Below are 12,406 nucleotides of genomic sequence, written 5' to 3'. Positions count from 1 at the left end.
TGATCATTCGGATAAGTCTGATACAGGCACCCGGTATGGGTTTGTAGTGTGAATGGTCTTGGAGAATCATCGTGTCAAGGAGGGTCGGTAACGCTATTTAATTCTGGAATATTATATGCAGTCACTCACGTCTGTCGCAGGCTCAACGCAATCTGTCTATGTTCCTGCCAATCAACATTCAGCTGACACCCGTCATCCTCCTACTCCGCGGGAAGTTGTAGATCGCGCCGTCCCGAATACCGCTGCGTCGCCAGCTGTTGTGCCTGATTCCGAAGTGCCTGAGCACTTTGTGCAAAAAATTAGCAGTGCTAACGTCGGAACCGATAATGAAGCCTTTATGAGAGGCTATAAAAATCCCTCAGCTGTCGCGTTGCCCGGTTATTTTAAAAACATGAGCGATACTGAACTCATGCGACTTGCTGTGGATCAGCCGTTGAGTCCGGAGCAAGCAGGGGCGTTGAAGTTTATGGTAGAAGGTCGACTTATTGAGCCCAACCTCGACGACGTAAGAACGTTCACGAAGGTGATAACGGACAACGGCGTGAAAGTAACGCCTATGCCACAAGGTTTCTATCTTAGCGTGATCAATCAATTATCTCCTGGGCAGTGTGCAGCGATTACTCACTTGATGTCGCTGGCCATTGCGGAGGGTAAAGAACATATTTTTTTGGGCAATGTTTTTCAGGCGCTTGCTCATCCCGATGCCCCAGAATCCCAAGTGTTTTTTAACCAGCTGGCTCAACTGCAAGAACAAACCGGAAACCCGAATAAAGCGCATGATCCGGCGACCGTGAAGATGGCACCCTACACCGCAATTGCGCCAGAGTTGATCAGTTCACCTACGACCAAGACATTATTGATCAGTTCTCATCTACACCGACTCTCCGCTGGCGTGAAGGTCGACCCCGACGGAAAGCGAACATACTACTACAGTGATCCAAACGTCGGCTTTGTGACTTTTTCTACCGCTGAATTATTTAAAAAAGGCCTGCAGAGAATATTCACACATCCCGAACTGTCTACCTTCCTCACGCCAAATAATCAAGACCTTGCCAACCCCCTGTTCAAGATGAGCACATTTAATCCTGAACATATCCCGGAGTTGTCCGGAAAATCAAACACAATCAACTATATGTACCACGCACCACTCGCCGGGTTGGATGATATAAAAGTGGTCGATGCCACGCGTGTGCCGACGCCTGAGAGTTTGAGAATGCAGCGGCCTGCACCTTCCGATGCGGAGTTGGCCAAGTATGACAGCGCCTTGAGTGAACTTGGAAAGTTGCACGAAGCCAAAGGAATGTCGCAGTTCCATAAGACCGTAGACGCCTTGAGGGCTACCCGGCATTTTATGGACAGTTATCCAGGTTCTCCGGTTTATTTTCGCATGCTCGCACTTGAGTCGAAATTGATAGCTGCCATCAATGAGGCGCGCCCCCCGGTTGATTATCCCTTTGCCTTTAGGCGTATAGAGCAGCAGCGCGTCTATATTGCCGAGGGCAAGCTCGGACCACAGAGAGGGGAATACGCCAAGACACTCCAGGGAGAGATTTTTTTAATAACTCACCCTGCCAATACCAAGAGTGGCACGTTAAACAGCGTACAGGATGCCATCAGCAACGCATTGCTCAAACTTCAACTAAGCGATCCGACAACAGCGGGTTCACTTGGCAATGTTACCAACGTGATTGTCGCTAAGCCGGGAGAGCAACCCGAAACGCGCTTGTCTTTGGGGCTCCCACCCACCTTGATTATCGGTGATGATTTTTTCACCGCGCCTTCTGCCACGGGTGGCACGGTCGCTGATCGGTTGGGGCGCGAGGCTCAAAGCAATGGTGACGACCCTCTTGCTGCCAAGCAGGCCGCGATGATTAGCGGCAAGTTCGGCATGCTGGCCTACTACAAAGCCGATTCCACCGGGTTCCTGGAAGTGGCCAGCAACAAGGAGCCCTTCCGTGACGGTGGCAAAGAGCTCGGTTCGCGTGCGAGCCGCAGCGCATCGGACTTTATGGAAGAGGCCTACACCTCACGACTTTACGATGGGAAGCTCAACCCTGATACCAGCGCCTCACTCGGCAGGCTTTTCGCTCCCGCAGCAGACCCCTCGCCGCCGCCTCCGGCACAGGCCCCCAACAGGCAGCCGCCATTAGCGGTGACGCCACCGACCACAACGTTGGTACCGATTGACGAGGCCGAAGTCAAACGCCTCCAGGCAATTGATGATAGCCATCCACCTATCCGAATCGGAGAGGCGCAAGTCACGCGTGTCGAACTTTACAGGATGGGTTTGCACGTCAAGGGCAAACCCATCGAAAGTGCGCTAGCCACTGACGCGAGAGGCCTTATAACCACTAAAGTGGAGATCGACTACGACCGTCTTCTGGCGTATTTGAAATCGACGTCAACTGAGGTCGGTGCGCGCACGACCAGTATTGTCAGTGAAATCGCGGCCAAGCGCAGTCCTGCTGCGTCGCCTTTGGTCACCCGCCGCGATGGCGAACCCATTCCTGAGTCTCTCCAGACCTCCATAGATGAAACATCGCGACACGCTGCTGCGCTACGTGATTTGGAGCGCAGCGGCAAACCCTTGGCTGCCGATTTTTTCTCCCCGCAAGCATCCGGCGAGCCTGGAGGGAAAACCCGATCCGCCGGGCTTGGATTCCAGGCTTTCAGCACCTTTCAGGGGCTACGCAGTTCCATAGAAAGTATTCAACGTGGCGATACAACGGCAGGCATTATTGGTCTGGGTGCTGTGGCGTCTGACTACGTCGGAATGGGCGTGGAGGCGGCTCTCAATAAGGTGGCGCAGAAGGCAGTCAGTAGTGCGGCGCCGACAATACTTAGCTTCAAAACCTCCAGTATCGGCAAGATGATCGGGAAGGCCAGTGGGGGGATAGGGGCGACCATCAGTGTTCCTTTCGACGTTCACAGCGCCGTCAATTCGTTTAAACAAGCGGCTAAGAGCTCGGGCAAGGAAGCCCAGGATCACTATGTCAACGGCGCATTTTCAGTCGCTAATGCGGCTACTTCGATCGCCTTGACCGGTGCGTTTCTCACAGGTTTTAGTGCTGCAGGGCCGGTGGGGCTAGCCGTGGCAGCGGTATTGATGACTGCGCAAATGATTTATTCGGCAGTGCGCTCTGTAGAGGATATTAATAAACTCACGCCGCTGAGCGATGGGCAAAAGTTCGTCACCGGTCTGAAGTCATTCCTGGGGTTTGAGCCGGGGTTTGATGTTATGAAGCCCTATTTGGAAGCGAAACACTCCCAGTTCTACGATCAACAAAAGAGAGCGCACTATGAGGCGTTCCTTAACGGCAAGGGCAAAGACTATTTTGAACGTGTTGTATTTGGCTCTGCGGATGTGGTGGTCACGCAAGTGCCGGGGAAGGTGGGCCTTACCGGCAAACACTGGTGGTCCCCGGTCTCCTATTTGCTCAACCTGATCAAAGTGGATGGCAAAGTCACCTCCGTCAAAGTCAACGGCGGGAACGATTGTATTAATGCGCCTGCCGACTCGTGGAACGGCCTTTCGGTAACACCCGTGGACAGTAAACAGGGGCCAGGCAGAGCCACGCTCTGGGACCTGGGCGATGGGGATGACTCAGTGGCGGGAGTGTTTACAAAGCCCAACTATTTTTTGTTGGGCGCAGGCAAAAAACTGATGAGCGGCGGTGACGATGACGATACGGTCGTTTTCAACGCGGATGCTCGTCAGACACTTCAGCAAACACAGGACATTGTAGCTACTGAAAATAACGGCTTCAGCCCAAAAGCGTCTGAACTCTGGGGTGGCGGTGGCCGTAATACACTCATCTTTTCCGGCAGTTTGAGCACCACCTACACGGAAGATAAAGAAACTAAAAAAGCCGAATATTTAGGGCATTTCATTGATTTCCAATCCGGGGCGGTTTGGGTAAAAACCCAACTTGCGCAAGGGGTGGGTATTGTAAAGACTGTGAATTTTAAGGACTTTTCCAATGCGGTCACGGTTGAAAATGGGGAGAGTTATATCAAAGGAGATGAACAGAGCAATCTGTTTACCCTGAACGGCAAGAAAGATGTAGTGGAAACCGGCGGGGGCTCGAACGTTATTGTGATCAATGGTGGCGCCACCGTTACCGGGCAGGGCGGTTTCAACACCTATGTCATTAACAAGGGTGATAAGAATGTGACCATCAATGACCCAAGCGACAGCGTTATCAAGCTGGACTACAACGCTGCGCAAGTCTCGGGCTGGAGCGTTTCACCCTCTGGGGATTTGAGCGTAATTCTGAGCGGGGATAAGCCAGGAGAGGAACGCACCGTGGTTATCCAGAACGCGTTTGCCAAGGACTCGAAGGACGATGTGTTGCGGGCAAAATTTATCACTAATGACAATGTGATGATGACGCTCAGTGCGCCATATCAGGAAGGTTCAACCGTTCGCATACCGCAGGTGAGTACCATCAAGATGGCTACCGACCAGCCAAAAACTTAATACCTGCGGTGGCATGACTGGCACCGCAAGGGTGCCAGTCAGATTCAGCGGCTTAGCAAGCTGCGCTCCATGCGTTGCACGCCTTCTTCCAGCATCGCCCGTGGGCAGCCGAAGTTCAGTCGCACAAACTGCTGGCTGTCATCGCCAAATTCAATCCCTGCGCTCAAGCCAACCTTGGCCTGTTCCAGGAAAAACTGCTGCGGGTCAGCCAGGCCCAAAGCGCTGCAGTCCAGCCAGGCCAGAAAGGTGCCCTGAGGCACGTGCATCACCACGCCGGGCAAGCGCGTTTGCACCGCGTTGAGCAAGTAGTCGCGGTTGGCTTGCAGGTAGTTCACCAGCGCGTCGAGCCAGTCGCTGCACTGGCTGTAAGCAGCGCGGGTGGCTTCCAGGCCCAACGGGCTGACGCTGTCGACCATGCCGCAGCGGGCATTGTTGAAGCGCTCGCGAATCTCGGCATTTTGCACCACGGCAAAACACGTCTTCAGACCGGCCACGTTGTAGGCCTTGCTGGCCGACATCAACGTGATGGTGCGTTGGGCGATCTCGGGGCTGAGGCTGGCGGTGGGGATATGGCGGCGGCCGTCGAAGCACAGCTCGGCGTGGATTTCGTCGCTGATGATCAGCGTGCCGTTTTCCAGGCAGGCGTTGGCCACGGCCAGCAGTTCTTCACGGGGGAAGACTTTGCCAATGGGGTTGTGCGGGTTGCTCAACAGCAGCGCACCGGCACCGGTCAGCGCCTGGCGCATGGCAGCCATCGGTGTAATGAACTCATCGTTCACCCGCTCAAACGGCACTTCGATGCGCGGCAGGTTCCAGTGCCCGGGCGCCAGGCGGATCGGGCGATAGTTCGGGGTTTGCAGCACGACAGGCTGGCCGGGCTGCACAAACGCGTGCAAGGCCATATTGAAACCGGGCTCGACACCGGGCAGGAACAACAGGTCTTCGGGGCTCACGCGCCAGGCGTACTTGGCCCACAGGTCGGCCACGATGGCTTCGCGCACATCAGGGCCGGCCACGCTGTAGCCGAGAACCTGCTGGTCGAGCCGGGCGTGCAGGGCTGCCAGAATGGCGGGTGGCGCGGCGATGTCCATGTCGGCGATCCACATCGGCAAAACGTCTTGCGGGTAACGGTTCCACTTGGTGCTGCCGGTGCCGAGGCGTGGGTGGATCGTGTCGAAATCAAAGCTCATGGGCGGCTCGTATCAGGGAGGCTGGCAAACAATGGCGCCGATTCTAGCGCCATTAATTTTATAGGCCAGTGCTGATTGCCGCTGACAGTCGACGATGTGCCTGTTCCAGCGAGCGATTGACCGCTTCTTCACCGCGCACCATGGCGCCCAGGTAGACGAAATCCACGCGGTGAATGCCCACGGTAGAAAGGATGGTGGTCAGATAAGGCGTCAAAAAGTCCGGCTCATGGCCCTGGCGCGAATTGCCGGAGCTGACCAGCACAAAGGTGCGCCGGTCGTCGAGCAGGCCGACTTTTTCGAACCGCTCGGTAACCGTGAAGCTGCGGTGAATGCGCACCACATGGTCGATCCAACCCTTGAGCGCTGCGGGCACAGTGAAATTGTGTACCGGGGTGCAGAGGATCAGCAGGTCGCAGGCTTCCAGTTCCACAATCAGTTGCTCGGACACTGCCGTTGCAGTGCCACTCTGCCCGCCAGCAGTGGTCAGGGCATCCGCGTATTCGCGGGTCAACGGTGGCAACGCCTGGCCGCCATAGTCGCGCTCTGTAACCGTGGCGTCGGGCACCAAGTCTTGCAGCAGTGCGCGGGCCAGCTTGAAGGCGTGCGCGGCTGTGCCGTGGGGGCTGAAGCTCAACAGCAGGGCGCGGGTCATTGGCTCAAGTCCTGGGAAAAATGCATGCCCCGCGGCAACAAGCCCTGACGGAAATAGAAGCGCTGGGCCAGGGCCATGTGCATGCCGGTGTCCAGCACCAGCCAGCGATAGCCGCGCGCGCGGGTTTCTTCACGAACCCGGTCGAGCAACTGCTCACCTAGGCGCCGGCGTTGCAGGGCGGCGTCCACCACCAGGTCATCCACATAAATAAAGCGCCCGTAAAGGGTGTTTTCGGTCAGCCGGTAGCCCGCCAGACCGATCACCTGGCCGTGTTCACGGGCGGCCAGCAGGCGGTAACCGTTCTGCCGTTGGCGCTGGATTTGTTCGGTGAAACCGGTTGCGTCGGTGAGGTGTGGCCTCAGTTGCTGCATCACCGCAAAGCTGGCAAGGCAGTCGGCGTCGGTTTCGATGTGCACGAATTCGACGGCGTCATTCATGGCTCAGGTTCTCCAGATGGGCCTTGATGGCCGCCGGGACTTTGCGAAAGCTGATGGCGACGCGGTTGAGGGCGTTCATCAGGGAGATGGCCAGGGTCAGGTCGGCGACTTCTTTTTCGCTGAATATCCCTGCGACGGCGGCGTAATCGGCATCCGGCGCTTCGGTGTTTGCCACGTCTGTGACCACCTCGGCCCAGGCCAATGCGGCCTGTTCGCGCGGGGTGTACAGCGGCAGTCCCTCGCGCCAGGCGGCCAGCAACATGATTTTTTCCAGGCTTACGCCTAGCTTGAGCAAGTCGCGGGAGTGGGAGTCCAGGCAATAGGCGCAGCCGTTGAGCTGCGAAACGCGCAGGTACACCAGGTCAATCAGCTCTTTTTCGAGGCCGCAGCCGTGGATGTAGCTGTGCACCGAGCCCAGGGCCTGGTAACCGGCGGGAGCGGCCTTGGCGTAATCGAGGCGGTGTTTCATGGGCAATCCTTGTGTGTGAAGGGTGCGCCATTTTCAGCGGCGCGAAGGCCGGTCAACAGGGGCATGATTGGACAAGTGGGTTGGGACATGATCAGACTCCGGGCTGTCTTTGCATCGAGCCAACCTGTGATGTCGTCACTGCCCAAGTACCAGGAAATTTACCGCCGCTTTCGTTTGGCCATTGATCAGGGCCAACTGGCTGCGGGTGATCGAGTGCCGTCCGTGCGTAGCCTGGCGCTGGAACTCAAGGTGGCGCGTGGCACGGTCGAGGCGGCGTATGAGTTGCTCGTCAGCGAGGGTTTTTTCGAGGCGCGCGGGCAAGCGGGAACAGTGGTCGCCGGTTCTGCGCCGCAGGTGTCGGTAAAGCCGCTGCCGGTGGTTGCGCCGGTTGCATCGGGGCCTGCGCCGCTGCAAATGGGCTTGCCGGCGCTGGACGCGTTTCCGCGCAAACTGTGGGCGCGGCTGGTCACTCAACAGGTGCGCCGCACCGACGCCGACAGCCTGGCGATGGGCGACGTTCGCGGTGCCTTGACCTTGCGCGTGGCCATTGCCAATTACCTCGCGCTGTACCGGGGCGTGGAGTGCACTCCGCAGCAGGTGTTTGTGTGTTCGGGGTATGCGGGGTGCCTCACGTTGTTATGCGACGCGTTGGAGATGGCCGGGCAACGTTGTTGGTTTGAGGACCCGGGCTACCTGCATGCGCGGCAGTTGTTGATGCACCAGGGGGTTGAGCTGGTGCCGGTGCCAGTTGACCGTGACGGGCTGGAGGTGGAGCAGGGCCGGCTGCGAGATGTGGATGCGCGGCTGGCCATTGTGACCCCGGCGCATCAGAGCCCGCTGGGTGTGGCGCTGAGCCCGGCGCGGCGGCGGGCGTTGCTGGACTGGGCGCGGGAGAGGGGCAGTTGGGTGGTTGAAGATGATTACGACAGTGAGTTTCGCTATCGGGGCCAGCCGTTGGCGGCGCTCAAAAGCCAGGATGGTGATGGCCGGGTGATCTATGCCGGGAGTTTCAGCAAGATGCTGTTTCCGGGGTTGCGGTTGGGGTATCTGGTGGTGCCTGCGGCATTGTCGGGGGCGTTTGAGCGAGGGGCGCAGGCGTTGCAGCAGCGCAGTGCGCAGTTGTTACAGCTGACGGCGGCGGACTTTTTGGAGCAAGGGCATTTTACGCGGCACCTGAAGAAGATGCGGCAGTTGTATGCGGTGCGCAGGGGGTTATTGGTGGCGGCGCTGGGGGAGCATTGCTCGGCTTTTTTGCGGGTGGATGAGCAGTCTGGTGGGATTAACTTGCTGGCGCGGTTGTTGGTGGATGTGCCGGATGGGGCAGTGGCTGACGCGGCCAACGCTGCGGGCTTGGCGGTTCAGGCGGTGTCGGGGTGGACGCTTGAACCGGGGCGGGGGCAGGGGCTGTTGATGGGGTTTACGAATGTGGTCACGGCTGCGGAGGCGGCGGATTTGGCTTTGGTTTTGCGCGGGGTGATTGCGGGGTGTATATCCGGTTCTGCGGTAACGGCCAGCCCTTTCAAGGCCTTTAGGTAGAGCAGGCGATAAAGAACCCCGTGGCGAGCGGGCTTGTCCCGCGTTGGGTTGCGCAGCGACCCTAAAAAGGAAGAACGCGGTGAGTCAAATACTCCTCGGCGGCTGGCTTTGGGGTCGCTGCGCAACCCAACGCGGGACAAGCCCGCTCGCCACAGGGACAGTGTTCGCCCTTAACGGGCTGGTATCAGATGAATCTCCAAAGACCTTTGGCAAACGACCTGAATGCCGGACCAGCCGAAAGTAACCCACCACTCGGCACCTCGCTGTAGCTCGGTGTGCTGCCATCTTTATTGACGGTGCGCCTCAGATCAAAATCTAAAGCACGGCGGCCTGGTAGCCGACCGTAGTGGTTGAATCAAAGGCGCTGTTTTTTCCTGGAGCAGATTGCGATCCCCGGAAAAATGGAGACCCAACCTATATGGAGATCCAACTGTGGGAGCGGGCTTGCTCGCGAATGCGCAGGGTCAGTCGATGAATTTGGTGGCTGATGCACCGCATTCGCGAGCAAGCCCGCCCACCGTTGAATCCGGTTTCTACAGTCGGGTCGGCGATACGCCGCACGGTACAAGGTCACTGCAATCATCAAGTTCACGTGCTTGAGGTCCACATCTTGATCACTCTGTGAAAGCGCCTAACACGACAGTCAGGGCGCGAAATATAGCGTGGAGTTTTTCGCGTCCGTTCTGTGACCGACAAGTTCTGTAACAAAAACGCCATTGTGCTGGGGATTGGATCCGGGAAGGGCTATTTTGGTGCGTCCCAATAACGAGAGTAGCCATGGATGAAATACCAAACCTTCAGCCTTACCCTGATTGCCACTGCGCTGGTGTTGACGGTCAGTGGCGTGCAAGCCGCGTCACAGGCCCCGGTGGGCGGTGAAAACGGCATGGTGGTGACCGCCCAGCATTTGGCAACTCATGTGGGTGTGGACGTACTCAAGGCCGGCGGCAACGCGGTCGATGCAGCCGTGGCGGTGGGCTATGCGCTGGCGGTGGTGTACCCGGCGGCGGGTAACCTGGGCGGCGGCGGTTTCATGACCGTGCAACTGGCGGACGGGCGCAAGACTTTCCTCGACTTCCGCGAAAAAGCCCCGCTGGCGGCCACCGCCAACATGTACCTCGACAAAGACGGCAACGTGGTCGAAGGTCTCAGCGCCAAAGGTCACCTGGCGGTCGGCGTGCCCGGCACCGTCTCCGGCATGGAAACCGCCCTGAGCAAATACGGCACCCTCAAACGCGCCCAAGTGATTGCCCCGGCGATCAAGCTGGCGGAAAACGGCTTTGAGCTGGAGCAGGGTGATGTCGACCTGCTGCACACCGCCACCGGCGAGTTTGAGAAAGACAAAGACCTGCGCGGGATCTTCCTGCACAACGGCCAGCCGATGCAGGTAGGCCAGAAACTGGTGCAGAAAGACCTGGCCAAGACCCTCAAGGAAATCTCCGCCAAGGGCACCGACGGCTTCTATAAAGGCTGGGTGGCCAAGGCGCTGGTGGACTCCAGCCAAGCCGGTAAAGGCCTCATTACCCAGGCGGATCTGGACAAATACAAGACCCGCGAACTGGCGCCGATCGAGTGCGACTACCGTGGCTACCACGTGGTCTCGGCACCGCCGCCGAGCTCGGGTGGCGTAGTGATCTGCCAGATCATGAACATCCTTGAAGGCTACCCGATGGCCGACCTCGGTTATCACTCGGCCCAAGGCCTGCACTACCAGATCGAAGCGATGCGCCACGCCTACGTGGACCGTAACAGCTACCTGGGCGACCCGGATTTTGTGAAGAACCCGATCGCGCACTTGCTGGACAAGGACTACGCGGCCAAGCTGCGCGCGGCCATCGAGCCGCAGAAAGCCGGTGATTCCCAGGCGATCAAGCCGGGTGTGTCGCCCCACGAAGGCAACAACACCACGCACTATTCCATCGTCGACAAATGGGGCAACGCGGTCTCGGTTACCTACACCCTCAACGACTGGTTCGGCGCGGGCGTGATGGCGAGCAAGACCGGGGTGATCCTCAACGATGAAATGGACGACTTCACGGTCAAGGTCGGCGTGCCGAACATGTACGGGCTGGTCCAGGGTGAAGCCAACGCCATCGCGCCGGGCAAGGCGCCGCTGTCGTCGATGAGCCCGACCATCGTGACCAAGGACGGCAAGGCCGTGATGGTCGTCGGTACACCCGGCGGCAGTCGCATCATCACCGCCACCTTGCTGACCATCCTGAATGTCATCGACTACAAGATGAACATCCAGGAAGCCGTGGACGCGCCGCGTTTCCACCAGCAGTGGATGCCTGAGACCACCAACCTTGAGACCTTCGCGGTGAGCCCCGACACCCAGAAAATCCTGGAGAGCTGGGGCCACAAGTTTGCAGGCCCTCAGGATGCCAACCACTTGGCGGCGATTCTGGTGGGCGCACCGTCTCTGGGCGGCAAGCCGGTGGGCAACAACCGTTTCTACGGGGCGAACGACCCGCGTCGTAATACCGGGTTGTCGCTGGGCTACTAAGACAAAACGGACAGTTGCTCACCCCATTCAGGGGTTGAGCAACTGCTCTACCGCAGTAAACGCTGCTGTGCGGCGCTCCTCCCAATTTCCCCGAATTACCCTTACCGACTGCTGATGCTGCTGCATCCACTCCAGGCTGCCCTGAAAAAACGCTCGGCGGTCCGCCAGGTCCGGCTGGCAGCGCTGACCGTCGGCGGTCCATTCCACGTCTTCGGGAGACAGCAGCAGGTGCAGGTCGTAATGACGTGCGAGCAGTTCGCGGTCGAGCCAGGCCGGGTAGTCGCCGAACAGGGTTTGGCTCCACAGTTTGTTGGTCAGCAGGTGCGTGTCGAGGATCAGCAGGTGCGGTTGTTCGGCGCGCGCGGCATCTTCCCAGGCCAATTGACCGTGGGCGATCGCCGGGATATCCGCCAGGGTGGTGTCGCGTTGATGGTGGTCGATGAAATGGCGCACGTATTCGCCGACCATTACACCGCCAAAGTGCGCGTGCAATTGCGTCGCCAGCCAGCTTTTGCCGCTGGATTCCGGTCCCGCCAGTACCACGACTTTCATGTGCGCAATGCCGGGTCGGCGTGCCATTCGCGCCAGCCTTGTACGGCAATTAGGGTGAACAAAGCGTAGAGCGCGGCGGTGAGGTAGAGGCCTTTGTAGAGGAACAGGCCGACGAAGATTACGTCTACGGCTATCCACAGCGGCCAGCATTGCACGCGCTTTTGCGCCATCCACATTTGCGCGACCAGGCTAAAGCCGGTGAGGGCGGCGTCGAGCCACGGTTGGGCGGCGTCGGTCCAGTGGGCCATGGCGGCGCCCAGCAGCAGGCTGAAAATGGCGCCCACGGCGAGGTGGAGCATGATCACCGGTACGCCGAGGCTGGTCACTTGGCGGCCTTGTTTAACCTCGCCGGCGCGGGTCCATTGCCACCAGCCGTAGAGTTGCAGGGCGGCGTAGACCACTTGCAGGAGCATGTCGGAGTAGAGTTTTACGTCGAAGAATACCCAGGTGTAGAGCAACACCATGACCAGGCCGATGGGCCAGCACCATGGGTTTTGTTTGACCGTGAGCCAGACAGCGATCACCCCCAGGGCGGCGGCGAACAGTTCAAGCCCGGACATGGTGGTTCCTTGGAGGAGTTGTAG

Annotated in this window: 9 protein-coding genes; 3 read left to right on the top strand and 6 right to left on the bottom strand. The window is 58.6% G+C overall.

Annotated features, from left to right (window positions below; translation table 11 throughout):
* The first annotated feature begins 115 nt into the window (after positions 1–115).
* The gene (locus tag Q7C20_RS01725; RefSeq protein ID WP_375064788.1) at positions 116–4,480 is read left to right on the top strand and encodes a hypothetical protein; all 4,365 of its coding nucleotides are present in this window, start codon (positions 116–118) and stop codon (positions 4,478–4,480) included.
* A 44-nt stretch (positions 4,481–4,524) separates the two neighbouring features.
* Here Q7C20_RS01725 and Q7C20_RS01720 read toward each other — a convergent pair whose 3' ends face one another.
* The 4 genes from Q7C20_RS01720 to Q7C20_RS01705 are packed head-to-tail and all read right to left on the bottom strand — an operon-like array spanning position 4,525 to position 7,228.
* Positions 4,525–5,670, bottom strand: a complete 1,146-nt coding sequence (locus Q7C20_RS01720; protein WP_375064786.1) for a MalY/PatB family protein — start codon at positions 5,668–5,670, stop codon at positions 4,525–4,527.
* A gap of 58 nt (positions 5,671–5,728) precedes the next feature.
* On the bottom strand, positions 5,729–6,322 hold the full coding sequence (locus Q7C20_RS01715; protein ID WP_375064784.1) for an FMN-dependent NADH-azoreductase: 594 nt from the start codon (positions 6,320–6,322) through the stop codon (positions 5,729–5,731).
* A complete protein-coding gene (locus Q7C20_RS01710; RefSeq protein WP_375064781.1) occupies positions 6,319–6,759 on the bottom strand; it encodes a GNAT family N-acetyltransferase in 441 nt (146 codons plus the stop codon). The genes Q7C20_RS01715 and Q7C20_RS01710 overlap by 4 nt, the downstream gene beginning before the upstream one ends.
* Positions 6,752–7,228, bottom strand: a complete 477-nt coding sequence (locus tag Q7C20_RS01705; protein WP_375064779.1) for a carboxymuconolactone decarboxylase family protein — start codon at positions 7,226–7,228, stop codon at positions 6,752–6,754. Before Q7C20_RS01705 ends, Q7C20_RS01710 begins: the two co-directional genes overlap by 8 nt.
* 129 nt (positions 7,229–7,357) lie before the next feature.
* Between Q7C20_RS01705 and Q7C20_RS01700 the strand changes: the two genes are divergently transcribed.
* Positions 7,358–8,764: a PLP-dependent aminotransferase family protein gene (locus tag Q7C20_RS01700; protein WP_375064777.1), complete on the top strand. Its 1,407-nt coding sequence runs from the start codon at positions 7,358–7,360 to the stop codon at positions 8,762–8,764.
* 781 nt (positions 8,765–9,545) lie between these two features.
* Positions 9,546–11,270, top strand: a complete 1,725-nt coding sequence (ggt, locus tag Q7C20_RS01695; RefSeq protein ID WP_375064775.1) for a gamma-glutamyltransferase — start codon at positions 9,546–9,548, stop codon at positions 11,268–11,270.
* A gap of 27 nt (positions 11,271–11,297) precedes the next feature.
* Here the strand turns inward: ggt and Q7C20_RS01690 are convergent, their stop codons facing one another.
* Together Q7C20_RS01690 and pnuC are read right to left on the bottom strand one after the other, a co-directional pair.
* Positions 11,298–11,822 (bottom strand): AAA family ATPase, encoded by a 525-nt coding sequence (locus Q7C20_RS01690; protein WP_348057697.1) that lies wholly within the window; start codon positions 11,820–11,822, stop codon positions 11,298–11,300.
* Entirely contained in the window at positions 11,819–12,382 is a 564-nt protein-coding gene (gene pnuC, locus Q7C20_RS01685) for a nicotinamide riboside transporter PnuC (protein WP_348057641.1), read from the bottom strand. The genes Q7C20_RS01690 and pnuC overlap by 4 nt, the downstream gene beginning before the upstream one ends.
* Between the last annotated feature and the right edge of the window lie 24 nt (positions 12,383–12,406).

It is taken from the genome of Pseudomonas sp. AMR01 (assembly GCF_041946035.1).
Classification (GTDB): domain Bacteria; phylum Pseudomonadota; class Gammaproteobacteria; order Pseudomonadales; family Pseudomonadaceae; genus Aquipseudomonas; species Aquipseudomonas antarctica_B.
This window is presented reverse-complemented; position numbering and strand designations above follow the sequence as displayed.